Origin of the sequence: Saccharothrix tamanrassetensis, assembly GCF_014203665.1 — a bacterium.
GTDB lineage: Bacteria > Actinomycetota > Actinomycetes > Mycobacteriales > Pseudonocardiaceae > Actinosynnema > Actinosynnema tamanrassetense.
Genome location: NZ_JACHJN010000006.1, coordinates 186,124 through 210,856 on the forward strand (window position 1 = coordinate 186,124; position 24,733 = coordinate 210,856).

The window sequence follows — 24,733 nt, forward strand, 5'->3', positions numbered from 1 at the left end:
CGTTAGCCCGCGAACGCGGTCGACGGCCGCCCCTCGCCCACACCGGGGAGCACCAGCACCGACCCGGCGAGTTCGCTGAGCGCGTCCCCGGACAACCCGGCCCGCGCCGTCGTCACGTAGAGGTCGGTGAAGTCGTGCCCGCCGAACGCGCACGCGGTCGGCTGCCCCACCGGCAGTTCGACCTCGGCGTCCAGCCGCCCGTCGGGCGTGTAGCGGCGAACCGCCGCCCCACCCCACAGCGCGACCCACACCGCCCCGGACGCGTCGACGCACAGCCCGCCCGGCAGCCCGCGGTCGACCTCGGCGACGGTCCGCCGGTTCGTGGCCTCGCCGGAGTCGCGGTCGTAGTCGAGCACCTCGACGCAACGGGTGGCCGAGTCGACGTAGTACATGAGGCCACCGTCCGGGCTCCAGCCGATGCCGTTGCCCGCGCCGATTTTGTCCAGCACGACCTTGGCGTCCCCGCTCGGCTCGACGCGCGCGAGCCACCCGCCGGGATCCTCGTCGTACCGCATGGTGCCCGCCCACAACCGCCCGGCGGGGTCGACCGCGGCGTCGCTGCCCCGCACGTCGTCCCGAGCCCAGTAGACCAGCCACGTCTTCGCGCCGTCCTGGTCGACCAGCGCGACACCGTCCCGGAGGTTCAGCACCAGGCCGCCGCGCGTGCGGGGCTTGGCGGCGCCCACGTGCTGCGGCACGTCGAGCACGGCGTCCTCGTCCCGGCTCGGCGCGTACCGGTGGACCTGGCTGCCGAGGACGTCGACCCAGATCAGCGTCCCGCTGCCGTGGTCCCAGGTGGGAGCTTCGCCCAGCGCGGCTTCGGTCCGGACGGCTACTTCGATCGACACGGGCCTCAGCGTATGCGCAGGCCACGGCAAAGCCACGCAGGCGTACCCCCTAACCGGGCACCCCTTCGTGCAGCCAAGCAGAGGGGTACGACATTCCGAGGGGCCGGAGCTGGGACCGGGGACGCGAATCCTCAGCGGCCGACGTCCGGCTCGTGGTCCGTCCGATCAACGACACCGCCGCCGGCCCCGCGAGGCCAAGGCCTGCGATGCCGGGCCCTCGACGTAGGATTCGCGATGCCTTGGCCCCCGGCGCAAGGCCCGCGATGCCGGCCCGCGGCGCAAGGCCTGCGATGCCGGACCGCGACGCAACGGCCCCGCGAGGCAAGACCCGCGAAGCCGGACCGGCGAGGCAAGCTCAATGGACAGGGCCCGCGAAGCTGGACCCCGGCGCAAGGCCCCGCGAGGCAAAGCCCGCGATGCCGGACCCGCGAGGCAAGCTCACTAATAAGGCCCGCGAAGCCGGACCCGCGAGGCGAGGCCCGCCCGGGTGGCCCGCGCCCGCGCGGGCGAGTCGACACCCCCGGATCGCGCACCACAATCCGCACACTGCGAACCCGTCTTCGGACGTAGCCTGAAGACGTGGATCCCACGACTGTGTCCCCGACGGCCCGCGCGCCCAGGTCGCCGGCCAAGCGAGTCATCCCGCCGAACCCGGTGCTGTCGGCGGCCGTCGTGCTGGGTTTCGTCGCGCTGCTCTTCGTGGTCGAGGGCATCGACACCGCGCTGGGCGGGAGGCTGGACTACGGCGGCGTCATCCCGCGCGACTTCACGGAGTGGGACAACCTCCTCTGGGCGCCGGTCCTGCACGCCGGCTGGGACCACCTCGCGGGCAACGCCGTGCCGCTGCTCGTCCTCGGCTTCCTCGCCTCCTCCGCCGGCGTCAAGCAGTTCCTCCAGGTGACGGCGGTGATCTGGCTGACCGACGGCCTCGGCGTCTGGATCGCCGGCTCGCCCGGCAGCCACATCGGGGCGTCCGGGCTGATCTTCGGGTACCTGGTGTTCCTCCTGGTGCGCGGCGTCTTCGCGCGTTCCACCGCGCAGATCGCGGTCGCCCTGGTCGTCTTCGCGCTGTACGGCGCGATGCTCTGGGGCGTGCTGCCGGGCCGGCCCGGTGTCTCCTGGGAGAGCCACCTGTTCGGCGCGCTGGGCGGGGTGCTCGCCGCCTGGGGTGTCGCCCGGGACGACCGTCGGGCCGTCGCCGCGTGACCCCCGCGGACGCGCCGATCGGCATCTTCGACTCCGGGGTCGGGGGGTTGACCGTCGCCCGCGCGATCATGGACCAGCTGCCGGACGAGAACATCCGGTACATCGGCGACACCGCGAACGCCCCGTACGGCCCGCTGCCCATCGCCCAGGTCCGCAAGCAGTCGCTGGAACTGTTCGACCAGCTCGTGGACGACGGCGCGAAGATGCTGGTGATCGCCTGCAACACGGCGTCCTCGGCCTGCCTGCGCGACGCCCGCGAGCGCTACGACGTGCCGGTGGTCGACGTGACGCTGCCCGCCGTCCGCCGCGCCGTCGCCACCACCCGCACCGGGCGGGTCGGGGTGATCGGCACGCAGGGCACCATCGCGTCCGGGGCGTACCAGGACCTGTTCGCCGCCGCACGGGACATCGAGGTCACCGCCGTGGCGTGCCCGAGGTTCGTGGACTTCGTGGAACGCGGCACCACGTCCGGCCGCCAGGTGCTCGGCCTCGCCCAGGCCTACCTGGAGCCGTTGCAGCGCGCGGAGGTCGACACCGTCGTCCTCGGCTGCACGCACTACCCGCTGCTGACCGGCGTGCTGCAGATCGTGATGGGTGACCGCGTGACGTTGGTCTCCAGCGCGGAGGAAACCGTGAAGGACGTCGTCCGGGTGCTCACCGAACTGGACCGGTTCCGAACCGGTGACCCGGACCTGCGGTTCTCCTGCACGGGACCGGTCGAGCCGTTCGCCCGGCTGGCCCGGCGATTCCTGCCCCGGCTGGAAAACGCGTCCTTCCACCCCCACGAATGATTTGGCACTCTCCAACGGTGCTGTTGACCATCCTCGGCTGCTCGGGCAGCCTGCCGGGGCCGCAGGGCCCCGCATCCGGCTACCTCGTCGAGGCGGACGGCTACCGGATCGCGCTCGAACTGGGCAACGGTGTGCTGGCCTCGCTGCAGGCGCACTGCGACCCGTTCGCGCTGGACGCGTTGCTGTTCTCGCACCTGCACCCGGACCACTGCGCGGACTTCACGACGCTCACCGTGATGCGCCGCTACCACACCGACCCCCCGCACGACACGACGCAGCACCGGCTCCCGGTGCACGGCCCGTCCGGCGCGCCGCAGCGCTTCGCCCGCGCCTACGCCGAGAACGAGGAGGAACTGCGCACCGCCGACCTGTCCGACGTGTTCGAGTTCCACGCCTTCACCGCCGAACCCCTCCGCGTCGGCCCGTTCGAGATCACCGCCGCCCGCGTCGCGCACCCCGGTGAGGCCTACGGGTTCCGCATCGCCACCGAGAACGCGTCGCTGGCGTTCACCGGGGACAGCGGTCCGTGCGACGCGCTGCGCGCGCTCGCCAAGGACGCCGACGTGCTGCTGTCCGAAGCGACCTGGACGCACGCCGACGACCGCCCACCCGGCACGCACCTGTCCGGGGTGCAGGCGGGGGAACTGGCGACGAACGCCGGCGCGGGGAGGCTGCTGCTGACCCACGTGGCCCCGTGGACCGACCCGGAGGCGGTGCTCGCCGAGGCGCGGAGCCGGTTCGCGGGGCCGGTCGAACTCGCACGTCAGGGCCAGAAGTACGCGGTTGACGAACCGGTGGTCCGGGTAATCGGCGGGCATGGCAACTGACGTCGTCGAACTCATCCTGGCGGACCACCGCCGGTTCGAGGAGCTGTTCCGCGAGCTGAGGGACCGGTCCTCCGACCGGTCCGCGCTGCTCGTGGACCTGGCCGCCCTGCTCGTCGCGCACGCCGAGGCCGAGGAGTCCGAGGTCTACCCGGCGCTCAAGCGGTACCGCGGCGTCGAGGACGAGGAGGTCGACCACGGCGCCGAGGAGCACGCCGAGGGCCACCAGGCGCTGCTCGCGCTGATGGAGGTGTCCGACACCGGGTCGGAGGAGTGGGAGTCCGCGCTGGAGGAACTGGTCGAAGCCCTCAACCACCACGTGGACGAGGAGGAGCGGACCATCCTCAACGCCGCGCGGGAACAGGTCCCCGACGACCGCCGCGCCGAGCTGGGCCGGCTGTTCCAGGAGGTGCGGCAGGACCGGCTGGACGACGACTGCGGCGACCTCGAATACGTGCGCAAGATCGCCAAGGCCACCGCCGACCGGATCGACTAACGTCGATCACGTGTCGAACGTCGAAGTGCGTCGGGTCGGTCAGCACGAGTTCGTCGCCACCAACGACCGGGGCGCCTCGGTGCGCGTCGGCCGCAAGGGCGCGGAAGGATCGTTCACGCCGGTCGAGCTGCTGCTCGCGGCGGCGGCCGGCTGTGCGGCGGTGACGGCGGAAACGCTGATCACCCGTCGCGTCGGGGACGGCCTGACCGCTCTGGCGGACGACGTGCGCCCCGAGGGCGCGCACGAACTCGACGCCGTGCCGGTGACCCTGGACTACGACGTGTCGTCGCTGACCCGGGAGCAGCGCGAGGCTCTGGAGGTGGCGGTGCGACGGGCGATCGATCAGCTGTGCACCGTCACCCGGACCTTGAAGAAGGCCCCGCCCACACCGCTGACACTGCCGTAACCGCCGGGCTGCGTAGTCCCCGGTGGACATTGCGGTAGTCATCGGCGGGGCTGTCGTGAGCCCGGCCGGCACTGTCGTGACCACCGGCCGACGAACCCCGGGACGTGGGCCGGTCGCTAGTTCGCGCCCACCCCGTCCCACACGGCGGTGGAGCCGCTGTGCCCGATCCGCACCGTCTCCACCGTGGTGGCCGCGCCCGCCGCGATGACCAGCACGGCCACCACGACGGAGATCCGCCGCCACGTCCGGGGCACGTTCGTGTCGTCCGCCGCCGCGGTGCGCTCCCGGTCGGCGAGCCGGCCCGCGACCAGCAGCGCCACGACCACGACCCCGAACCCGAGCGCGAACGGCAGCAGGTCGTTGCCCAGCTCGGCGTGCTGCCGGATCAGCGGGTTGTCCAGGCTCGCCAGCCGGGCGTCCAGCTGCTCGCCCGTCTTCTGCGCGGGCAGCACGGACCCGACGCCGAGCAGCGTGACGGCCAGCAGCGGCCACGCGTAGCGCTGCCGCCACTTCGGGACCACGGCCAGCGCGGTGGCCGCCGCGGCGGACAGCGGGAGCAGCACCACCACCGCGTGGACCAGCAGCGGGTGCGCCGGCAGACCGAAGATCGTCACCAGGTCGTCTGCGAGTGCCATGCCTCTCCCTACGCCAGTGGGACGCCCTCGGGTTCAGCGCCCTAGGGTAGTGCCGTGCTGAGGACCGATGGCAGGAACGACGACGTACTGCGCGACATCAGGATCACCCGGGGCTTCCAGCAGTGGCCCGCGGGTTCGGTGCTGATCGAGTTCGGCAACACGCGCGTGCTGTGCGCGGCCAGCGTGACCGAGGGCGTGCCCCGGTGGAGGTCGGGCTCCGGTCTCGGGTGGGTGACCGCCGAATACGCGATGCTCCCGTCCGCCACCCACAGCCGCAGCGACCGCGAGTCGGTGAAGGGCCGCATCGGCGGTCGCACCCACGAGATCTCCCGCCTCATCGGGCGCTCGCTGCGGGCGTGCATCGACCTGGCGGCGCTGGGGGAGAACACCATCGTCATCGACTGCGACGTGATCCAGGCCGACGGCGGCACCCGGACCGCCGCCATCACCGGGGCCTACGTGGCGCTCGCCGACGCCGTCACCTGGTTGGGTGCCGCCGGCCGGCTGGCCGACCCCCAGCCCCTGTCCTGCGCGGTGTCCGCCGTGTCGGTCGGTGTGGTGGACGGTCGCGTGCGGCTCGACCTGCCGTACGAAGAGGACTCGCGCGCCGAGGTCGACATGAACGTGGTGGCCACCGACGCCGGGACGCTGATCGAGGTCCAGGGCACCGGCGAGGGAGCGACGTTCGCCCGGTCCACTCTGGACAGGATGCTCGACGTGGCGCTCGCGGGCTGCGCTGAGCTCAACCGCATCCAGTCCGAGGCGCTGGCCCAGCCCTACCCCGGCGTGCTGCCCGAGCCGAAGGGCCGGAAGAAGTGAAGGTCCTGCTCGCCTCCCGCAACGCCAAGAAGCTCGGCGAACTGCGCCGCATCCTGGAATCGGCGGGCCTGGACGGCATCCGGGTGCTCGGCCTGGCCGACGTGCCGGAGTTCCCGGAAGCCCCCGAGACCGACCCGACGTTCGAGGGCAACGCGCTGGCCAAGGCCCGTGACGCCTTCGCCGCCACCGGCCTGCCGTCCGTCGCGGACGACTCGGGCATCGCGGTCGACGCGCTGAACGGCATGCCCGGCGTGCTGTCGGCGCGGTGGTCCGGTGCGCACGGCAACGACCCGGCCAACCTGCGGTTGCTGCTGGGGCAGCTGCGGGACGTGCCGGACGACCGCCGCGGCGCGGCCTTCGTGTGCGCGGCGGCTTTCGTCGCGCCCGGTGGCGTCGAGGCGGTGGTGCGCGGCGAGTGGCGCGGCACGATCCGCCGCGAACCCGCCGGCACCAACGGTTTCGGCTACGACCCGATCTTCCAGCCCGAGGGCCGCGACGTGACGTCGGCCGAGCTGTCGCCGGAGGACAAGGACGAGCTCTCCCACCGCGGCCAGGCGCTGCGCCTGCTGCTGCCGCACCTCCGGGAGTTCGCTCGACCGCGTGCGCGCTGACGGGCCGGGGACGGTTCCTCGGCGCAGGCGGAACGCCCGCCCCCACCGGACGACGGCTACGGGCGGGCAGTCCGGCCGGCCGGGTCGGTCAGGCGGACAGGGCAGCCGGGTCGGTCAAGCGGACAGGGCAGCCGGGTCGGTCAGGCGGGCAGTTCGCGCAGCAGCTTGGCCACGTGCCCGGTGGCGCGGACGTTGTACATGGCCTTGGCGATCCTGCCCTGCGGGTCGACCAGGAACGTCGAGCGGATGACGCCCATCACCGTGCGGCCGTAGTTCTGCTTCTCGCCGAAGGCGCCCCACTCGGTGAGCACCTTGCGGTCCACGTCGGAGAGCAGCGGGAAGTTCAGGCCCTCGGCTTCGGCGAACTTGACCAGCTTCGCCGGCTTGTCGGGCGAGATGCCCACCACGTCGTAGCCGGCGCCCGCCAGCTCGCCGAGGCTGTCCCGGAAGTCGCACGCCTGCTTGGTGCAGCCGGGCGTGCTCGCCGCCGGGTAGAAGTAGACGACCACCGAACGACCCAGGTAGTCGGAAAGCGAGACGGGCTTGCCCTCGCTGTCGGGCAGCGTGAACGCCGGGGCCTGGTCGCCGGGGGACAGGCGCTTCTGCTCGGTCATGCCCCCAGACGCTACAGGCCGGGTCCGACACCACCGCTCGGCACGGGACCGGTTCCCGGGGCGCGCCCACGGGCAGGGACGGACCGGCCCGGGACGCCCGGCAGCCGGTGTCCGCCGGGACCGGCAGCCGGTCCGCGCACCGACGGGAGCGGGAGGTCAGGCCAAGCCCTCGAAGATGGCGTTCGGGCCCTGGCCGGAGCCGTTCGGCTCGACCACGAGCTGGAGCCGCACCGGGGCCTCGGGCACGGCGAACGCCAGGGTCAGCTTGGTGTCGCCACCCGGCGGGACCTCGTTGACCGCCGCCGCGAGCCCGTTGAGGCCCTGCACGGAGTCGAGCACCTCGGCGACCGGCTCGCCGCCGACCAGCGCGCGCACCGCGAGCTGACTGGTGCGGTAGGTGGAGCTGGTGCCGTTGACCACGGTCAACACGAACACGGCGGTACGCGGCGAGCGCGGGAACGAGGTGTCGCTCGGCTTGATCGACTGCGCCGGGGACACCGTGACGGACAGCCCGTTGGACCACACGCGCTGCGCGCCGAACGCGGTGAACGCGGGCGCGGGCGGTGCGTCGTTCTGCTTCGCCCCGGCGCTGGAGGTCGTTTCGGAAACGGAGGGGTCGGAAAGCCCGGAGTGGTCCGCACATCCCGCCAAGGCCCCCGCCAGGCACAGGCCGACGGCCAGTCCGGCGAACTTCACGAACCTCCCCTTCCCGCCCCGGCGGTGGGCTTGCAGCGACTCACCCCACCATGACGGTGCCGAGGGGTGCCCGGGGGCGGATGTGGGGCCTTGATTCGCACCTGGTGCCGGAGCGTGGCCGGAACGTGATGCCACGCCGCCGCCCGCGTGGGCGGCGCCACACCGGGCGGCGCTGCCCACGCGGACCGCGGCGGCGTCCGCTCGGGCGGAACTCGCCGCCCGGGAGTTGGGGAGCGCGTCGGGGGGCGTGCGCGCTCAGTAGGATCATCGCGGTCTTTCGCCGGTCTGCTACACCTCAACTTCAGTCTTCACTCGTTCGGATGAACCCGAGAGCCCGGCGAGTTCCGCCAGCAACTCGTACGAGCGCAGCCGGTCCGACTGGTCGGCGACCATCGTGGTGACCATCAGCTCGTCCGCCCCGGTGTCCGCCAGGAGCTGGTCGAGCTGCCCTCGGGCGGTTTCCGGGCTGCCGACGACCTGCGACGACAGCCGGTCGTGCACGACCAGCCGGTCGAACTCGGTGTACGGGTAGTCCGCGGCCTCCTGCGGCGTGGCGAGCGGGCCCGGCTTGTTCTGCCGGAGCCGGAGGAACGCCAGGCCGCCCGGCGCGGCGATCCACCGGGCGTGCTCGTCGGTGTCCGCGACGATCACCGAGGCGCACACCATGGCGTGCGGCTCGGCCAGCACGGCCGAGGGCCGGAAGCGCTCGCGGTAGAGGCGCAGGGCGGGGATGGTGTTCTCCGCGCTGAAGTGGTGGGCGAACGCGAACGGCAGCCCGAGCAGCCCGGCGACCTGCGCGCTGTAGCCGCTGGACCCGAGCAGCCACACCGGCGGCTTGTTGCCGTGCGCGGGGACGGCGGACAGCTCCTCGGTGCCCTCGAAGTAGCCCATCAGCTCGGACAGCTGCTGCGGGAAGTCGTCCACGGACAGCGGGCCCTCGGTCCGGCGCAGCGCGCGGGCCGTCCGCTGGTCGGTGCCCGGCGCGCGGCCGATGCCCAGGTCGATGCGATCGGGGTGCAGGGCGGTGAGCGTGCCGAACTGCTCCGCCACGACCAGCGGCGGGTGGTTGGGCAGCATCACGCCGCCGGAGCCGACCCGCAGCGTGGTGGTGGCGTCGGCGACGTGGCCGATCAGGACCGCCGGCGACGAACTGGCGATACCGGGCATGTTGTGGTGCTCGGCCAGCCAGAACCGCCGGTAGCCGAGCCGCTCGACGTGCTGCGCCAACTCCCGGGTGTGCCGGAGGGCCGTTCGCGCGTCCGTGGTCGTCGTGACCGGTGCGAGGTCGAGGACGGACAGCGGGATGTCACGGAGTCGGCTCATAACTCGGCACAACGCCCCCGGCTCCGGATGCCTTCCGGGTGTGACCCAGTGCACCACCACCGTTGACACCTTGGTCACACCGGGGAAGCGCCGATGCGCCGCAGGCGTTCCCACGAGCATGGACGTCGTGGTCGTCGGTGCAGGTCAGGCTGGTCTCTCCGCGGCCTACTTCCTCGGCCGGGCGAATCTCGACCACGTCGTCCTGGACGCCGACGAAGGTCCCGGCGGGGCGTGGCGGCACCGCTGGCCCACGTTGCGGATGGCCACCGTGCACGGCATCCACGACCTGCCCGGGATGCCGTTCGACGAGCCGGACCCCGAGGCACCGGCCAACGAGGTGCTGCCCGCCTACTTCGCCGACTTCGAGCGCCGCAACGGCATCCACGTCCGCCGCCCCGTGCGCGTCCGCGCCGTCCGCGACGACGACGGTGCGCTCTCGGTCGAGACCGACCGCGGCGTCTGGCACACCAGGGCCCTGATCAACGCCACCGGCACCTGGACGCGCCCGTTCTGGCCCCGCTACCCCGGCCAGGAGCTGTTCGAGGGCCGTCAACTGCACTCCTCGCAGTACCGGGGCCCCGAGGAGTTCGCGGGCCAGCACGTCGTCGTGGTGGGCGGCGGCACGTCCGCCGTGCAGCAGCTGCTGGAGATCGCCGAGACCGCGACCACCACGTGGGTGACCCGCCGGGAACCGGAGTTCCGCGACGAGCCGTTCACCCCCGAGGTGGGCCGCGCGGTGGTGGCGATGGTCGACGAACGGGTGAGGGCGGGCCTCCCGCCGAAGAGCGTCGTCGGCGTGACCGGCCTCAGCCTCACCCCCGCCGTACGGGAGGCGTTGCGGGACAGGACCTTGCACCGCCGACCGATGTTCGACCGCATCACCCGCGACGGCGTGGTGTGGGCGGACGGGCGCACGGAGGAAGCCGACGTCATCCTGTGGGCGACCGGTTTCCGCGCCGCGCTCGACCACCTCGCCCCGCTCGGCCTCCGCGAACCCGGCGGCGGCATCCGGCTGGACGGCACGAGGGTGGTGGCGGACCCGCGCGTGCACCTGGTCGGCTACGGCCCGTCGGCCAGCACGGTCGGTGCGACCCGGGCCGGACGCGCTGCGGTGAAGGAGATCACGAGCCTGCTCACGAGGGCGACGGCCGCCTGAACACCCTGCGCCCGTACAGCTTGCGCGCCACTTCGAGCCGGTAGCGGAGCAGGTCCCACCGCCGGACGCCGCGCTGCGCCAGGAACTCGCGTGCGGCGGCGGCGTCGAAGAACCACGGGAAGATCGCCGAGGGGTCGTTGAAGCCCTCCCACAGCTCCTCGCCGATCGACTGGTCGTGCGCGGCGGCGAGCAGCACGTCCTGCCGGTAGCCGGTCAACGGCGCCAGCAGGCCGTTGGTGAAGTCGTTGGTGTACCGGCCGAACTCCCAGAACTCGTCGAACCGGTCCCGCAGCCACGACGCCGTCCCGTCGTAGTCGTCCAGCCGGGAGGCGAAGAACCGCACCATCCGGGTCGCGTTGTTCGCGCCCTGTCCCGCCAGCGGGTCGTTGAGCACCACGGCGTCACCCAGCCCGAGCACGTGCCGCCCGGACGGCAGCACGGCCACCGGTTCCCGCACCACCGGCACGACGGAACCCTTGAGCCACGTGACGGGACTGGTCGGCCGCACCGGGGCCAGGAAGGACGACTGCCCCGGCAGCAGTTCGGCCACCAGCTCCCGCAGCACGTCGAGCCCTTCCGCGGCGGAGCTCACCGCGCCGAACCGGTCCGCCCGACCGCCGGGGACCGCCTCCACCACGACGCTGCGCGACTCTCCGACGTCCTTGTCCCAGAACGGGATCCAGAACACCTCCACCGTGCCGGGCACGAACGTGAACAGGATGTCGCGGTGCCGGGGGTGCGCCGCGAGGTCGTAGCCGTGGACGTTCACCATGAACAGCTCGCGCTGCGCGGAGGTGTGCACCGACCGCGTCGCGTCACGTGCGAACAGCCCGTGGAGGTCCTTGTGCCCCACCGTGACCACGACGAGGTCGTGGCTCGCGGCCAGCGAGTCCAGGTCGCCGGACGTCACCGACCCGGTCACCACCTCCGCGCCGCGCCCGGCCACTTCCCGCAGCCCCCGGGCGAACTTCAGCCGCTGGTCCACGGCCAGCGCGGGCTTGCGCAGCGGCGCGTCGACGGAGAACGCCGACAGCCTGTCGTCGGTGTGGACGTCGAGCCGGATGCGGCCGCTGCGCGGTGCGTCCGGCCAGAGGTCCAGCCCCAGCGACGCCTCGTAGTCGATCTGGTCGCCGAACAGGCACGCGGTGGGGCGACCACCCGAGTCCAGGTACTGGTCGGCGGTGAGGTCCGAGCACAGCGTGACCCGCCAACCGGCCCGCAGCAGAGCCGCCGAGAGCACGATCCCCGCCTGCCCCGCACCCACCACCGCGACCGAACGCATTCCCCCGATCTTTCAGCGGCCGGCCGCGAGGTGCCAATACGACGATCGGGTCGACTAGCCTCGGTCACGTGCTCCGGGGGTTGCGGTTGGTCGCCGGCCTGCTGCTCGGCTTCTTCAGCGGGCTGGCCGGCCTGCTGGTGGTGGTGTTCGCCCGACCGGCCGCCCAGCGGTTCGCCGGGTGGGACCGCCGCCGGATCAGCGCGTTCCTCGACATCGACAGCGCCGAACCGACCCGGCCGCAGGCGGTCCGCTACCTCGCCGTGCGCGCGCTGGTGGGCCTGTTCGGCGGTTTCGTGCTGGCGTGGCTGTTCTACGGCATCGGCCTCGGCGTGATCGCGGCCCAGCGGATCGTCGTGAACGGCCTGGACGGCATCGAGTTGGGCGACGACCTGGCCGCCGTGGCGTGGACCGCGCTGATCGGCGGCGTCCTGCTCTACATCGAGGTGCAGGGCCTCATCGGCGTGGCGGCGCTGGAGGCGAAGGTGGCGCGGCGGTACCTCGGCCCCAGCGAGGCGGAGGTGCTGCGCAAGCGCATCGACGAGCTGGCGGAGAGCCGCGCGGGCATCGTGGCCGCCGTGGACGCCGAGCGCCGGCGCATCGAACGCGACCTGCACGACGGCGTGCAGCAGCGCCTGGTGGCGCTGGGGATGCTGCTCGGTCGCGCCCGGCGCCACCCCGAACACGCCGAAGACCTGCTGGGCCAGGCGCACGACGAGTCCCGGCACGTGCTGGAGGACCTGCGGGAAGTCGCCTGGCGGGTGTACCCGGCGGCGCTGGACGCGCTGGGCCTCGCGGACGCGCTGGAGGCGGTCGCGGACCGCTCGGCGATCCCGGTCGAGATCCACTGTGGACGGACGAGCGCACCGAAGAGGGTGCAGACGGCGGTGTACTTCGTGGTCTCCGAGGCGGTGACGAACGCGGCGAAGCACTCGGGTGCGACCATGATCAGCGTGGACATCACCGGGGACGGGGGCGCGGTGCGGGTGCGGATCGAGGACGACGGTGTCGGGGGAGCGGACCCGGCGGGCGGCGGGCTGGCCGGGCTGTCCCGGCGGGTGCTGGCGCTGGACGGCCGGTTCGGCGTGCACAGCCCGGTGGGCGGCCCCACGGTGATCACCGCGGAGCTGCCGTGCGGGTGATCCTGGCCGAGGACTCGACGCTGCTGCGCGAGGGCCTGGTGCGGCTGCTCGCCGAGGAGGGGCACGAGGTGGTGGCGGCGGTCGGCGACGCGGACGCGCTGCTGCGGGTCGTGGCCGCACATCTGCCGGACGTGGTGGTGACCGACGTGCGGATGCCTCCGACGAACTCCGACGAGGGCCTGAAGGCCGCGTTGGAGATCCGCCGGAGGCATCCCGGTGTCGGTGTGCTCGTGCTGTCCCAGTACGTCGAGCAGCGCTACGCGGTCGACCTGCTCACCGACCGCGCCGAGGGCGTCGGCTACCTGCTGAAGGACCGCGTGGTGCAGGTGGAGGAGTTCCTGGACGCGCTGCGCCGGGTGGGCGAGGGCGGCGCGGCGTTCGACCCGGAGGTGGTGCGCCGGCTGCTGGCCAGGTCGGAGCACCCGCTGGACGTGCTGACCGCGCGGGAGCGGCAGGTGCTGGCGCACATGGCCGAAGGCCACACGAACAACGCCATCGCGGCGAAGCTGCACGTGTCGCGCAGCGCCGTGGAGAAGCACGTGAACGCCATCTTCGACAAGCTTCGTTTGTCTGATGTGGACGGTTACAGCAGGCGGGTGCTGGCGATCCTGCGCTACCTGCGGTCGTGAGCCTTGCGCTTGGACAGCCGTGACACCACGAACCACACCACGGCCAGCACGACCACGCCCAGCACGACCTTCGACACGATGCCCATGTACTGCTCGACGACGTGCCAGTTCTCGCCGAGCAGGTAGCCGGCGAGGATCAGCGCGGTGTTCCAGATCGCGCTGCCGGCGGCGGTGAACGCGACGAAGGTGTGCAGCGGCATCCGCTCCACCCCCGCCGGGATGGAGATGAGGCTGCGGAAGATCGGGACCATCCGGCCGAAGAACACGGTCGCCCGGCCGTGCTTGCGGAACCACTCCTCGGTCTTGTCCACGTCGGACACCTTGAGCAGCGGCATCTTCGAGACGATCGCCCGCACCCGGTCACGGCCGAGCAGCGCGCCCACGTAGTACAGCACCAGCGCGCCCGCCACCGATCCCGCCGTCGTCCACAGGATCGCGGCCACCAGGCTCATCCCGCCCCGGCTCGCGGTGAACCCGGCCAACGGCAGGAACACCTCGCTGGGCAGCGGCGGGAACAGGTTCTCCAGCGCGATCGCCAGCCCGGCGCCCGGCGCGCCGAACGCTTCCATCAGATCGGTGACCCACTCGACAACATCCATGATCACCACGCTACGAACGCGGGGGACCGGGGTGCCATGAAGCGGACCGCACAACGGGGTGTGGAAAACCTCAGTGGAGAGCCCCCCTATGCGGGCGGCAGCCCCACCGTCACCGCGCGGCGTGCGCGGCCGGTCCCTCGGCGTACCGGGTGGTCACGGCCTGCGACACCCGGCGGTGGAGCCACCCGGTGCCGCACACCGCGGACTCGGACGACGAGTGCCGGCGGATCCGCGTCCCGCCCCGTCCGGGACCAGGTCGACGAACGCCTGGTGGTCCCGGATGGCCAAGCCGGACAGCAGCACATACCCGACCCTGCGGTTCGGCGTGAGCTCGACCACCTCCCTCCCTGGTGGGGTTCCTCCTGCCCCGGCGGTGAAACACGCGGATCTTCCGGACGCCGTGCGCGCGCCACCCGCCACGGACCTCTTCCTGGAAACGATGGTCGACTAGGATCCGCCGGGTGAAGCGGATCCCGGTGGTCGTCGTGGCGGGGTTCCTCGGCTCCGGCAAGACGACCCTGCTCAACCACCTGTTGACGAGCGCGCGCGGTACCCGGATCGGGGTCGTGGTCAACGACTTCGGCGCGATCGGCATCGACGCGATGAGCGTGGCCGGGCAGGTCGACTCGACGGTGTCGCTGAGCAACGGGTGCCTGTGCTGCGCGGTCGACGTGGGCGGGCTGGACGAGCTGCTCGGCAAGCTGGACCCGCTGGTGGACGTGATCGTGATCGAGGCCAGCGGGCTGGCCGAGCCGCAGGCCATGGCCCGCCTGGTGCTGGGCAGCGAGAACCCCCGCATCGCTTACGGGGGACTGGTGCTGCTGGTCGACGCGGCCGAGTTCCCGGCGGACCTGGAACGGCCCCTGCGGGTGGCGGACCTGGTGGTGCTGAACAAGACCGACCGGGTGACCGGGGTCGCCGACCTGGTCGAGTCGATCGGTCGGCTGAAGCCCGGCGTGCCGGTGGTGGCCGCGTCGCACGGTCGGATCGACCCGGCGCTGTTGTTCGACCCGCGTCCACGTGGCGAGCGGTTCGGGCAGCTGTCGTTCGAGGACCTGCTCGATGACCACGAACACGCCCACGTGCACTACGACAGCGTCGAGTTCACCGGCGGGGCGATGAACCCGACCCGGCTGATGGCGTTCCTGGACGAACGGCCGGCCGGGTTGTACCGGATCAAGGGGTTCGTGGACTTCGACGTGCCCGGTCACCGGCAGCGGTTCAGCCTGCACGCGGTGGGGGCCTTCCTGCGGTTCGAGCGGCTGCCGTGGGGGGATGGGCCGCGGCGGACGGAGTTGGTGCTGATCGGGACCGGGTTGGACGTCGAGGCGGTGACCGAGGGGCTGGAGGGCTGTGCGGAGCCCCGGCCGGAGGCGGTCGACCCGCAGGCGATGTTGGAGGTCCTGCGGTACCTGGGGTGAGGTTCCGCGCCAGGTACCCCCGCCAGGAGTGCCCCCGCGCCGGTGGGTCCTCGTGTCAGGGGTACCCCGTGCGCCAGGTGCGCCCCGCGGACGCCGGTGTCGACCGCCGCCACGCGAGTGGTGGGGCCGGAGAGACTCGAACTCTCACTGGCACGGACCTAAACCGTGTGCCTCTGCCAATTGGGCTACGACCCCGTGGTCGCCCAGCCTATCGGCCGGGTGCGGCGGGCCGGTACCGAGGTGGCCGCTGCCGGGAGGCGAATGGAAACGGCGTTGTGGAACGCTGAACGTGACGCCGCTCAACGCCGTTTCCACGCCTGAACTACGGTTACCGGCAGACCGCTGCTAGGAGGAGATGTGGCTCGCGACCCCGACACCATCCAGCGCGAGATCGAGCAGGCTCGCGACGCGCTGGCCACGACCCTGGACGAGCTGGGCACGAGGGCCAACCCCCAGCGCTTCGTCGAGGCGGGCAAGGACAGCGTGCGCGCGAAGCTCGACGAACCCAAGGTCCGGTACTCGCTGATCGCGGTGGCCGTACTCGTCGGGCTCGCCTTGCTGCGCAAGCTGTTCCGCTGACCCGGCTACTGCCCCTCGCCGACGAGGGGCAGTAGCACCTGGTCCACCACCCGGTCCACGAACGGCAGGTCGAGCGGGTCGCCGGTGAGCATCAGCCGGTAGATCAGGGCCGCGCCCGCCAGTTCGACCGCCATGCCGCGCGGTGCGTCCGGGCGCAGCTCGCCGCGCTCGTCGGCGCGATCCAGGATCCGCCGCAGCACGTTGCGCTGCGCGATCAGGAACGTCTCGCGGAACGCCGAGGCCAGCTCCGGTTCGTGCGGCAGCTCGCCCACCAGCGCCTGTGCCGCCTTGCCGATCGGGCCGGACAGGAACGCCGCGAACGAGCTGAGGAACTCCCGCAGGTCGCCCGCGAGCGACCCGGTGTCCGGCTCGGCCAGGTTCTCCGCCGCGAGGTGCGTGCACGTGTCGATGACGAGGTCCAGCTTGGACTCCCACCGCCGGTAGATCGTCGCCTTGCCCGCGCGGGCGCGGGCGGCCACGGCGTCCATGGTCAGCGCGCGGTAGCCGACCTCCGCCATCACCTCCAGCGCGGCTTGGCGCAGCGCGTCGTCGCGGCTCGCGTCCCTGGGTCTGCCTCGTTGTGGGGCCCGTGGCGCCCCGCTGTACACCGGTGTGGCCATGTCTGCGCTCCCGTTCGCCTTAGGCCGGACATCCTAGGCGGCTCAGGGCCGTCCTAGGCCTCGATTGCCTGGTCATGAGGGGTGCTCGGTTCGGTTTGCCGGGTGTCGGGCACGGTGAGGCCGTGCCGCGCGTGCAGGTAGACGACGGAGAACGCGAGCGCGTCACCGTCCAGCAGGTGGACCACCGCCCGGTCGGCGTGGCTTCCGGCGATCTCGTCCACCAGCTGGTCGGCCTGGACGCGGGCCGCGATCAGGCCGGGCGCGGTGGCGTCGAGCGATCTGCCGGCGGTGCGCACGGTGACCTCCCAGTCGTCGCCGGCGCGCCGGTAGTTCGCGGTGATGGGAAGCGTGGGCATGGTGCGACCTCCGTTCTCCTGCCTATCTGACCGGGATTCGGGCATGATCATGACGCGATTAGCCCGAATGGGTGGGCGGAAGTGTCGGGGCGCGTTCGGGTGAGTCGATGCTTGTGTGTGGCGTGGGCCGTTCCTGCGGCGATGGGTCTACGAGCTGAAAAGCGTCCGCGCCGGACGGGCAGGCCATACGGGGATGACACGCAGAGGCAGGAGTGTGCGCGGGGCGCGGCAGCCCGCGGACCGGAGGCGGGGCGGAGTCAGGGGTGTTGGTCGGGGGTCAGGCGGGTGGCTACGCCTCGCCAGACGACTTCCATGACGTAGGTGGTGGCTTGTGCCGGTCCTACGTCGGGGCGGCGTTCGCACCACAGGGCCAGGCGTTCGGTCGAGCCTACGACGATCTCGGCGAACGCCTCGGCTTCGGTGGGGTCCATGTCGGTGTCGAAGGCGGCGATGACGGCTGCGATGAGGTCGGTCTGCTGCCGCCTGATGCCCTCGATCTCCTCCACCGCCGACGGGACGGTGATGGCGGCTTCCTGGCGCAGCAGCGACCAGGCCTGCTTGTGCTCGCCGATGAACTCGAAGAAGGCCAGCAGGCCCTCGCGGAGGACGTCCTCCGGGCCGTCGGCGCCGGTGACGGCCTGCTGGGTGCGGTCGAGCAGTTCGGTTCTCGCTCGGTGGATGCAGCCGATGAGCAGGCCTTCCTTGGAGCCGAAGTACTCGTAGAGCATCGGCTTGGAGACGCCCACGCGTTCCGCGATCTCGTCCATCGACGTCGCGAGGTAGCCGCGCTCGGCGAAGACCTGCTCGGCGATGTCGAGCATCTGCGCCTTGCGCTGTGCCTTGGGCATCCGCTTGCGGCGCGGCTCCGTCGTGGTCACCAAATCAGACTACCGCAGGTAACTTACTTCGAGTAACCTACTGGAGAGTATGTAGCCGGACTTGGAGGACGGGATGCACCGAGAGGTCAAAGTCCTGGTTGTCGGCACGGGTTTTTCCGGCCTGGGCATGGCGATCGAGTTGAAGCGCGCCGGTGAGCGCGACTTCGTCGTGCTGGAGAAGGCCGGCGACCTGGGCGGCACCTGGCGGGACAACTCGTACCCCGGCTGCGCCTGCGACGTGCCGTCGCACATGTACTCGTACTCGTTCGAGCTCAACCCCAAGTGGACTCGGATGTTCGCCCGGCAGCCGGAGATCTGGGACTACCTGAAGAAGGTGGCCGACAAGTACCGGCTGCGCGAGCACATCCGCTTCAACACCAAGGTTTCCGGTGCGCGGTGGGACGAGGACGCCAAGGTCTGGCACGTGACGACCGAGGGTGGGGACACGTACACGGCGAAGGCCGTGGTGGCCGGTGTCGGTGCGTTGCACATCCCCAACATCCCGGCGCTGAAGGGCATCGAGGAGTTCGAGGGGAAGACGTTCCACTCCGCCGAGTGGGACCACTCGTACGACTTGGAGGGCAAGAAGGTCGCGGTCGTCGGGACCGGGGCGTCGGCGATCCAGTTCGTGCCCCGGATCGCGGACGACGTCGCCCGGTTGACGCTGTTCCAGCGCACGCCGCCGTGGATCATGCCGAAGATCGACCGCTCCATCAACAGCTGGGAGCAGAAGCTCTTCCGGGCACTGCCGTTCACGCAGCGGCTGTACCGCAACTTCGTCTACTGGACTCGGGAGTCGAGCGCCCTGGGGTTCGCGGTCAACCCGAAGATCATGGAGCTGGCCCAGAACATCGCCAAGCGCCACCTGCGGTCCCAGGTGTCGGATCCGGAACTGCGGGCCAAGTTGCTGCCGGACTACACCATGGGGTGCAAGAGGGTCCTGATCTCGAACGACTACTACCCCGCGCTGGCCAAGTCCACTGTGGACCTCAACGTCGACGGGGTGGCGGAGGTCCGGGCGCACAGCGTCGTCGACAACGCCGGCGTCGAGCACGAGGTCGACGCGATCATCTACGGGACCGGGTTCCACGTGGTCGACAGCTTCGACTACCTGGACATCCGGGGCAAGGGCGGGGTGGACCTCGCCAAGCAGTGGCGGGAGCGGGGGATCGAGACCTACTACGGCATCACGGTCTCCGGGTTCCCCAACTTCTTCTTCCTGCTGGGACCGAACACCGGTCTCGGGCACAACTCGGTGGTGTTCATGATCGAGTCGCAGATCCGGTACGTGCGGCAGTGCCTGGAGCTGCTCGACCGGCACCAGGCCGACGAGCTGGACGTCCGGCCGGACGTGCAGGCCCGGTTCAACGAGCAGTTGCAGCGCAAGCTGACCAGAGGCGTGTGGACCGAGGGCGGCTGCAAGAGCTGGTACCTGGACGCCCAGGGGATCAACCGGACCGTGTGGCCGGGCTTCACGTGGCGGTACTGGATGCGCACCAAGAGCGTGCGGGCGGACGACTACACGTTGACGCGTGCCCGGCGGGAGCGTGTGTCCGTGTGATGGGGAAGGGACCTCGCCTGTTCGCGAGGTCCCCTCTCAGACGCCGGCGGCCTTGGCTCGTTCGGCGCGGAGCCGGGTGACCGCGGGCAGGTCGAGCGGGGCCGGCTTGGTGCCGGTGGCCCACTCGATCAGCAGGTCGGCCAGCTGCGGGTTGCGGGGCAGCACCGGGCCGTGGAGGTAGGTGCAGACGATCCGGCCCTGCACCGCCCCTTCCACCGAGCCGTCGTTGCCGGTGCCCACCTTGACGTGGGCCAGCGGACGGGCCGAGGGGCCCAGCACGGTGCGGCCCTGGTGGTTCTCGAAGCCGCTGAGGACGCCTTCGAACAGACCGTCGGCCGGGGTCGCGACGACCTCGCCGATGGCGCGGCTGCCGCCGGCGTGGGACGTCGAGTCGAGCAGGCCCAGGCCGGGGTGGGTCACCTGGTCGGCCCGGGTGAACGTCTCGCCGAAGATCTGGATGCCCGCGCAGATGCCCAGGATGACCGCACCGCGGGACGCGGCGCGCTGCATCCCGGGGTGTTCCCGCAGGTGGCGCACGGCGAGGGTCTGCGCGGTGTCCTCGCCGCCGCCGACGACGTAGATCTCGCACGAGTCGGGCACCGGCTCGCCGTAGCGGACCGTCACGATCTCGGCCGGGATGCCGCGCCACGTCATGCGCTTCTCCAGCACCACCGCGTTGCCGAAGTCGCCGTAGGTGCCGAGCAGGTCGGGCAGGACGAGGGCGACGGAAACCTTGCTGCTCACTGGGCGGCCCTCGCGTTCAGGTCGCGGAAAGCGGTGTAGTTGGCGATGACCTCCACCGCACCGGGTGGCATCGCGTCGATCGCCTTCAGCGGGTCCGGCACGATGGTGTGCTCCACCTCCGCGTACGTCAGGCGCACGGCCAGGTCGGTGGCGCGCTCGCCGGAGGCGATGACCCGCCGGCCGCGCAGCCGTTCGAACGGCACGTCCCACAGCCACGACAGGTCGCGGCCGTCGGCTTCCTGGGCGTTGATCACCAGCACCGCCGGGTGGTCGGCCTCCCGCACCACGGTCAGCGTCTCGCTCCAGCCCGCCGGGTTCTTCGACAGCAGCAGGCGGGCGCGGTGCCCGCTGCGCTGGATGGTCCGGTAGCGGCCGGCCACGTCGGACACCGCGCGGAGGCGTTCCACGGCTTCGCGGACCGGCACGCCGAGCGCGAACGCGGCGGCGGTCGCCATCACGGCGTTGGCCAGGTTGAACTTGCCCGGCAGGCGCAGCGACAGGGCGACCTTCTCACCGTCGGGAGCCACCAGGTAGCCGTCGCCGGTCACCCAGTCCGGGCGCGGCCGGGCCAGGTCGCAGCCGGTGCAGTGCCAGTGCTCGCCTTCCCAGCGGATCGGGTCGCCGCAGCGCGGGCAGGACGCCGCGTCGTTGTGCCAGCCCGTGCCGGTCGCGACCCAGACGACGTTCGCGCAGTCCCGGGCGGCGGAGGTCACCATGATGTCGTCGCAGTTGGCCACGACCACGCCGGCGACCGACCCGAGCGCGGTGCGCAGCGACTTCTCGATGGTGCGCACCTCGCCGACCCGGTCGAGCTGGTCGCGCGACAGGTTCAGCAGCACGGCCACGGCGGGCGCGGCGGCGCGGCAGACCTCGGGGAAGTAGCCCTCGTCCACCTCCAGCACCGCGTACGGGGCGTCGGGCTGCTTGGACAGCGCGGTCACGTGCCCGTCGGGCATGTTCGCGCCACCGTGGTTGGTGGCCACCTGCCCGAGGAACGACACGGCGCGGCTGAGCATCATCGTGCTCGTGGTCTTGCCGTTGGTGCCCGTGACCAGGGCGACCGAACGACCCGACGTCAGGTGCGCCAGCGCCTGCGGGTCGAGCTTGAGCGCCACGCGGCCGCCGATCATGCCGCCCGCGCCCAAACCCATCTTCTGCGACAGCTTCGAGCTCATGTTGCCCAGTCGCACGGCCGCCGCGGTGCGCAGCGGCAGGCGGGCTGGGTCTGCACCAGGAGTGTTCGGCAAGCGACTTCCCGCATCGGTAGGAGGGTGTCACCGATGCTACCGGGGGCGGTGGTCGTCCAGTTCCCGCAGGGTCCGGATCAGGTCCACGGTGCTGAGCCGGCACAACTGCGCCATGTACTCCAGCGCCGGCAGGTCCAGGTGCACCTCGGGGGCCTGGTCGGGGGAGAGCTGGTGCAGCCTGCCCTGCGCCCAGCGGCGCAGCGGCAGCAGTTGCGGTCGGGTGTCGGCGACGACCGCGGCGAGGTCGACCGACAGGTGGCCGGCGGGGGCGTCGCCGAACACCCGGTCGTGCACCCGGGCCAGCACCTGGTGGGCGGGCACGCCGAGCGCGACGCAGATCTCCACCAGTCGGACCACCGAGCACTGGCGGGTGCCCAGTTCGTACGTGGCGAGCGTCTGCAACGAGATTTCGCTTTGCAGCCTGCGGTTGAGCTCCTTGCGGGTCCATCCACGCTGCTTGCGAAGGCTGCGGAGCTCATCACCGAGCACGCGTTGGTACGCCGCTGTGTCGATCTGCACCGTCAAGTCCTCCATGTTCGCGGGGGCCCCGACAGACCCCACGCAGATGGAAAGCGCGACTTGCCGTCTGCTTACGCGACTCGCCCCAAACATAACCCGATCGGGCTAATCGAGAAGTACTCACGGTAGCTGGTTCAGGAGTCAAGAGCCCTGGTCACGCTGTTTTCGAGCGGTCCGAGGAAAGTCGGGTCCGGCTTGGCGACGAGGCCGTCCCACATCGCCTTGCCGCTGGCGAACCCCTCGCGGAAGTGCCCGTACGCGGTGGTCGCCCGGAACGCCCGGGACGTGTCGTGGCCCACGCCGAACGCCTCCAGCCCGGCCTCCCGGCACAGCGCCACGGCCCGCGGCAGGTGGAACTCCTGGGTGACCACGGTGGCCCTGGACACGCCGAAGATGCGCTTGGCCCGCGAGCACGAGTCCCAGGTGTCCAGTCCGGCGTAGTCGGCGACGATCACGCGTTCGGGGACGCCCTTGGCGACCAGGTAGCCGCGCATCGCGCTGGGCTCGTCGTACTCCTTGCGGCTGTTGTCACCGCTGACCAGCAGCACCTTCACCTTGCCGCGCCGGTAGAGGTCGGCGGCCACGTCCAACCGGCCCGCCAGCAACGGCGTCGGCTGCCCGTTGCGCAGGCCCGCGCCGAGGACGAGGGCGACGGGCGCCTCGGGCACGTCCGCCGCCGCGTACCGGTGCGGCGCACTGGCCGTCCGCACCCACACCCACGGCGTGGCCGCCAGGACCCCCAGCAGCGCCGCCGCGACCAGCACGCGCTTCCAGCGGATGCGCCGGACGAACTCCTTCACGACAGCTCCCCCTAGTTGACGCAGCGCACCCCGTCCGCGGTGATCGGCTGCTCCGTCGTCGTCTCCGGCTGTGCCCGGCGCGCCCCGTCCAGGCCCACCAGCGGCGAGCCCGCCAGGTTCTGCGTCCCGGGACCGGAGTAGTCGCTGCCGACGAACACCCGCGCCTTGCCGGCCGGGATGTCGTCGTCCTGCTCGGTCTTCACGCCGCCCAGCGCCTGCCCGACGGCCTCCGCGGCGGCCTCGCCGCCCTGGCCGTAGCGGACCACCGAGGTCTTCATGCTCTGGCCGGCGTTGTCCGCGCCGCCGTCGACGAACTTCTTGGCCACCAGCGCCTCCAGCACCCGGGCCGCCAGCCCCGGCACGCCGGAGGCGTTGCGCACCTCGACGGTGACGGTCGCCGGGTCGACGCTCGGCGTGGCCGCGCTGCCCGCGTCCGGTTCGGCGTTCAGCTTCTTGAAGAACCGCTTGACCTCGGACTCGTTGACCTCGATCGCCTGGCCGTCCTCGGGCGTCTGCAGCTCCGGGTCGCCGGTCGGGATCGTCTCGAACTGGATGTTGCCACCGGACAGGTCCTTCATCCGGGTGGCGAACCTCAGCACGTCCCAGTCCTTGTCCAGCACGATCGACTTGGTCAGCGCGTCGATCAGGGCGCGCAGCTTGGCCGGGTCGGACAGCGTGCCGGCGGACAGCATCTTCTTCGCCAGGCCGGCCATGAACACCTGCTGGCGCACGATCCGGTCCAGGTCGCCGCGCAGCAGCCCGTGCCGCTGCCGGACGAACGCGAGCGCGTCCCGCCCCTCGACGGACTGCGGGCCGGCCCGGAAGTCCGCGCCGGAGAACTCGTCCCGGGTGTCGTCGTTCAGGCACACGTCCACGCCGCCGACGGCCTTGGTGATGTCGTAGAACCCGACGAGGTTGATCTCGGCGTAGTGGTCGACGGTGACGCCGGTGAGGTCCTCGACCGTCTTGATGAGGTTCTTGGCGCCCGCCTTCTTGGACTCCTGCTCGACCTGCCCGGCGTCGGTGACGCCCTTCTTCTGCAGGTTCGCGATGGCGTCGCTCTTGCCGTACCCGTAGGCGGAGTTGATCTTGTGCCGACCGTAGCCGCCCGCGATCTTCACGTACGCATCGCGGGGGAACGACACGGCGACCGCCTTGCCGGTGTCGTTCGGGATGTGCATCAGGATCAGGGTGTCGGTGTTCAGCCCGCCCGACGACTCGTCGCCCGCCTGGAGCTCGTCCAGGACGTGCTGGGGCAGCGGGTTGCCCTTGGCGTCGGTGCGGCTGTCCATGCCGACCATCAGGATGTCGATCGAGCCGTCCGCGGGCCGCTCGCCGCCGCCGTCCGCGCTGATCACGTCGGTGGTGGTGAGGTTCTGGCTGAGCGTCTGGAAGTTGGACCACGCGTAGCCGGTGCCCAGCAGGACCACGACCGAGCAGAACGCGGCGACCGTGCGGCCGGCCAGGGAGCCGTTCTTCTCCCGGGCCGGGGGGCGGCGGGGTGGTGCGGTGCGCGGCCTGGCGGCGGGGCGGTCCGTGCGCTGGGGGCGGGCCCGGGTGGCCTCGGGGTCGCGTTCGGCGCGTGCCGCGGTCCGGTCGGCGGGTGGGGTCCGGCCTGCCCCACGGGAGTCGTGCGGCGTGCGTGCGCCTTCGCGGTCGGCGGGACGGTCACCGGCGCGGGGTGTTCCCGCGCCACTGCGCGCCTTGTTGCCGGGAGTGCGGTCGCCGTCACGCGGCGGAGTGCCCGAGGCGTTGCGGGGTGGGTTCGGCGTGCGGTCACCGGACCGGGGCGGAGTACCTCCGCCACTGCGCGTCGGGTTGTTCGGGAAGCGCTCTCCGGGAGTGCGGTCGCTGTCGCGTGAGGCGCGGGGAGCGCGGTCACCAGGCGGAAGGCCACCCGACCGGGGTGGCATGGCCTCACCACGACCCCGGTC

General features: G+C 71.8%; 28 protein-coding genes and 1 tRNA gene. 13 read left to right on the forward strand and 16 right to left on the reverse strand.

The genetic code is table 11. The features are described from left to right. Nucleotides 1–2 precede the first annotated feature (2 nt). Nucleotides 3–848: an SMP-30/gluconolactonase/LRE family protein gene (locus tag FHS29_RS20365; RefSeq protein WP_184692709.1), complete on the reverse strand. Its 846-nt coding sequence runs from the start codon at nucleotides 846–848 to the stop codon at nucleotides 3–5. A gap of 579 nt (nucleotides 849–1,427) precedes the next feature. On the opposite strand from FHS29_RS20365, the gene FHS29_RS20370 reads away from it, so the two are divergent. The 5 genes from FHS29_RS20370 to FHS29_RS20390 are packed head-to-tail and all read left to right on the forward strand — an operon-like array spanning nucleotide 1,428 to nucleotide 4,571. Continuing rightward, nucleotides 1,428–2,054 carry a rhomboid family intramembrane serine protease gene (locus tag FHS29_RS20370; protein ID WP_184692711.1) on the forward strand — a complete coding sequence of 209 codons (627 nt, stop codon included), beginning with the start codon at nucleotides 1,428–1,430 and terminating at the stop codon, nucleotides 2,052–2,054. Continuing rightward, the gene (murI, locus tag FHS29_RS20375) at nucleotides 2,051–2,845 is read left to right on the forward strand and encodes a glutamate racemase (protein ID WP_184692713.1); all 795 of its coding nucleotides are present in this window, start codon (nucleotides 2,051–2,053) and stop codon (nucleotides 2,843–2,845) included. Before FHS29_RS20370 ends, murI begins: the two co-directional genes overlap by 4 nt. Before the next feature lie 17 nt (nucleotides 2,846–2,862). Continuing rightward, a complete protein-coding gene (locus FHS29_RS20380; RefSeq protein WP_184692715.1) occupies nucleotides 2,863–3,672 on the forward strand; it encodes an MBL fold metallo-hydrolase in 810 nt (269 codons plus the stop codon). Beyond that, nucleotides 3,662–4,165 (forward strand): hemerythrin domain-containing protein, encoded by a 504-nt coding sequence (locus FHS29_RS20385; RefSeq protein ID WP_184692717.1) that lies wholly within the window; start codon nucleotides 3,662–3,664, stop codon nucleotides 4,163–4,165. Before FHS29_RS20380 ends, FHS29_RS20385 begins: the two co-directional genes overlap by 11 nt. 10 nt (nucleotides 4,166–4,175) lie before the next feature. Next, a complete protein-coding gene (locus FHS29_RS20390) occupies nucleotides 4,176–4,571 on the forward strand; it encodes an OsmC family protein (protein ID WP_312865015.1) in 396 nt (131 codons plus the stop codon). A 116-nt stretch (nucleotides 4,572–4,687) separates the two neighbouring features. Here the strand turns inward: FHS29_RS20390 and FHS29_RS20395 are convergent, their stop codons facing one another. After that, the gene (locus FHS29_RS20395) at nucleotides 4,688–5,206 is read right to left on the reverse strand and encodes a DUF2231 domain-containing protein (protein WP_184692719.1); all 519 of its coding nucleotides are present in this window, start codon (nucleotides 5,204–5,206) and stop codon (nucleotides 4,688–4,690) included. 54 nt (nucleotides 5,207–5,260) lie between these two features. Between FHS29_RS20395 and rph the strand changes: the two genes are divergently transcribed. Then, nucleotides 5,261–6,025 carry a ribonuclease PH gene (gene rph, locus FHS29_RS20400; RefSeq protein WP_184692721.1) on the forward strand — a complete coding sequence of 255 codons (765 nt, stop codon included), beginning with the start codon at nucleotides 5,261–5,263 and terminating at the stop codon, nucleotides 6,023–6,025. Continuing rightward, nucleotides 6,022–6,636, forward strand: a complete 615-nt coding sequence (gene rdgB, locus FHS29_RS20405; RefSeq protein ID WP_184692723.1) for an RdgB/HAM1 family non-canonical purine NTP pyrophosphatase — start codon at nucleotides 6,022–6,024, stop codon at nucleotides 6,634–6,636. The genes rph and rdgB overlap by 4 nt, the downstream gene beginning before the upstream one ends. A gap of 140 nt (nucleotides 6,637–6,776) precedes the next feature. Here rdgB and bcp read toward each other — a convergent pair whose 3' ends face one another. The 3 genes from bcp to FHS29_RS20420 all read right to left on the reverse strand — a co-directional run bounded on the left by bcp (nucleotide 6,777) and on the right by FHS29_RS20420 (nucleotide 9,269). Then, on the reverse strand, nucleotides 6,777–7,250 hold the full coding sequence (bcp, locus tag FHS29_RS20410) for a thioredoxin-dependent thiol peroxidase (RefSeq protein WP_184692725.1): 474 nt from the start codon (nucleotides 7,248–7,250) through the stop codon (nucleotides 6,777–6,779). A 156-nt stretch (nucleotides 7,251–7,406) separates the two neighbouring features. Continuing rightward, complete coding sequence (locus FHS29_RS20415; protein WP_184692727.1) at nucleotides 7,407–7,946, reverse strand: hypothetical protein; 540 nt, start codon at nucleotides 7,944–7,946, stop codon at nucleotides 7,407–7,409. Nucleotides 7,947–8,234: 288 nt separating this feature from the next. Then, a complete protein-coding gene (locus FHS29_RS20420; protein ID WP_184692729.1) occupies nucleotides 8,235–9,269 on the reverse strand; it encodes an LLM class flavin-dependent oxidoreductase in 1,035 nt (344 codons plus the stop codon). Nucleotides 9,270–9,387: 118 nt separating this feature from the next. Here FHS29_RS20420 and FHS29_RS20425 point away from each other — a divergent pair, with 118 nt between their 5' ends. Further along, nucleotides 9,388–10,425, forward strand: coding sequence for an FAD-dependent oxidoreductase (locus FHS29_RS20425; protein WP_184692731.1), 1,038 nt, complete (start codon nucleotides 9,388–9,390; stop codon nucleotides 10,423–10,425). Here the strand turns inward: FHS29_RS20425 and FHS29_RS20430 are convergent. Further along, nucleotides 10,403–11,707, reverse strand: a complete 1,305-nt coding sequence (locus FHS29_RS20430; RefSeq protein ID WP_184692733.1) for a styrene monooxygenase/indole monooxygenase family protein — start codon at nucleotides 11,705–11,707, stop codon at nucleotides 10,403–10,405. The two genes, FHS29_RS20425 and FHS29_RS20430, sit on opposite strands and share 23 nt — an antisense overlap. Nucleotides 11,708–11,775: 68 nt before the next feature. Between FHS29_RS20430 and FHS29_RS20435 the strand changes: the two genes are divergently transcribed. Continuing rightward, entirely contained in the window at nucleotides 11,776–12,846 is a 1,071-nt protein-coding gene (locus FHS29_RS20435) for a sensor histidine kinase (protein ID WP_184692735.1), read from the forward strand. Then, nucleotides 12,837–13,475, forward strand: coding sequence for a response regulator transcription factor (locus FHS29_RS20440; protein ID WP_184692737.1), 639 nt, complete (start codon nucleotides 12,837–12,839; stop codon nucleotides 13,473–13,475). The genes FHS29_RS20435 and FHS29_RS20440 overlap by 10 nt, the downstream gene beginning before the upstream one ends. Here the strand turns inward: FHS29_RS20440 and FHS29_RS20445 are convergent. Beyond that, nucleotides 13,460–14,074 carry a DedA family protein gene (locus FHS29_RS20445; protein ID WP_184692739.1) on the reverse strand — a complete coding sequence of 205 codons (615 nt, stop codon included), beginning with the start codon at nucleotides 14,072–14,074 and terminating at the stop codon, nucleotides 13,460–13,462. The two genes, FHS29_RS20440 and FHS29_RS20445, sit on opposite strands and share 16 nt — an antisense overlap. 461 nt (nucleotides 14,075–14,535) lie before the next feature. Between FHS29_RS20445 and FHS29_RS20450 the strand changes: the two genes are divergently transcribed. Then, nucleotides 14,536–15,495, forward strand: coding sequence for a CobW family GTP-binding protein (locus FHS29_RS20450; RefSeq protein ID WP_184692741.1), 960 nt, complete (start codon nucleotides 14,536–14,538; stop codon nucleotides 15,493–15,495). Between the two features lie 118 nt (nucleotides 15,496–15,613). Here the strand turns inward: FHS29_RS20450 and FHS29_RS20455 are convergent. Continuing rightward, nucleotides 15,614–15,690 (reverse strand) — tRNA-Leu (locus tag FHS29_RS20455). A gap of 162 nt (nucleotides 15,691–15,852) precedes the next feature. Here FHS29_RS20455 and FHS29_RS20460 point away from each other — a divergent pair. Beyond that, nucleotides 15,853–16,074, forward strand: coding sequence for a DUF3618 domain-containing protein (locus tag FHS29_RS20460; RefSeq protein WP_184692743.1), 222 nt, complete (start codon nucleotides 15,853–15,855; stop codon nucleotides 16,072–16,074). 5 nt (nucleotides 16,075–16,079) lie between these two features. On the opposite strand, the gene FHS29_RS20465 is transcribed toward FHS29_RS20460, so the two are convergent. From FHS29_RS20465 to FHS29_RS20475, 3 genes are all read right to left on the reverse strand, one after another. Next, nucleotides 16,080–16,694, reverse strand: coding sequence for a TetR/AcrR family transcriptional regulator (locus FHS29_RS20465; protein WP_184692745.1), 615 nt, complete (start codon nucleotides 16,692–16,694; stop codon nucleotides 16,080–16,082). Between the two features lie 53 nt (nucleotides 16,695–16,747). Next, nucleotides 16,748–17,050, reverse strand: coding sequence for a hypothetical protein (locus tag FHS29_RS20470; RefSeq protein WP_184692747.1), 303 nt, complete (start codon nucleotides 17,048–17,050; stop codon nucleotides 16,748–16,750). A gap of 257 nt (nucleotides 17,051–17,307) precedes the next feature. Then, nucleotides 17,308–17,928: a TetR/AcrR family transcriptional regulator gene (locus FHS29_RS20475; RefSeq protein WP_376774451.1), complete on the reverse strand. Its 621-nt coding sequence runs from the start codon at nucleotides 17,926–17,928 to the stop codon at nucleotides 17,308–17,310. A 73-nt stretch (nucleotides 17,929–18,001) separates the two neighbouring features. Between FHS29_RS20475 and FHS29_RS20480 the strand changes: the two genes are divergently transcribed. After that, nucleotides 18,002–19,489 carry a flavin-containing monooxygenase gene (locus FHS29_RS20480; RefSeq protein WP_184692749.1) on the forward strand — a complete coding sequence of 496 codons (1,488 nt, stop codon included), beginning with the start codon at nucleotides 18,002–18,004 and terminating at the stop codon, nucleotides 19,487–19,489. A gap of 36 nt (nucleotides 19,490–19,525) precedes the next feature. Here the strand turns inward: FHS29_RS20480 and FHS29_RS20485 are convergent, their stop codons facing one another. The 5 genes from FHS29_RS20485 to FHS29_RS37730 form a co-directional block, all read right to left on the reverse strand. Beyond that, nucleotides 19,526–20,233, reverse strand: coding sequence for a type 1 glutamine amidotransferase (locus FHS29_RS20485; RefSeq protein ID WP_184692751.1), 708 nt, complete (start codon nucleotides 20,231–20,233; stop codon nucleotides 19,526–19,528). Then, the gene (locus FHS29_RS20490; protein WP_184692753.1) at nucleotides 20,230–21,408 is read right to left on the reverse strand and encodes a Mur ligase family protein; all 1,179 of its coding nucleotides are present in this window, start codon (nucleotides 21,406–21,408) and stop codon (nucleotides 20,230–20,232) included. The genes FHS29_RS20485 and FHS29_RS20490 overlap by 4 nt, the downstream gene beginning before the upstream one ends. Nucleotides 21,409–21,516: 108 nt before the next feature. Further along, nucleotides 21,517–21,999, reverse strand: coding sequence for a helix-turn-helix domain-containing protein (locus tag FHS29_RS20495; RefSeq protein WP_184693326.1), 483 nt, complete (start codon nucleotides 21,997–21,999; stop codon nucleotides 21,517–21,519). A 134-nt stretch (nucleotides 22,000–22,133) separates the two neighbouring features. Further along, a complete protein-coding gene (locus FHS29_RS20500; protein ID WP_184692755.1) occupies nucleotides 22,134–22,799 on the reverse strand; it encodes a SanA/YdcF family protein in 666 nt (221 codons plus the stop codon). 11 nt (nucleotides 22,800–22,810) lie between these two features. Then, a complete protein-coding gene (locus FHS29_RS37730) occupies nucleotides 22,811–24,712 on the reverse strand; it encodes an LCP family protein (protein WP_184692757.1) in 1,902 nt (633 codons plus the stop codon). Nucleotides 24,713–24,733: the final 21 nt, after the last annotated feature.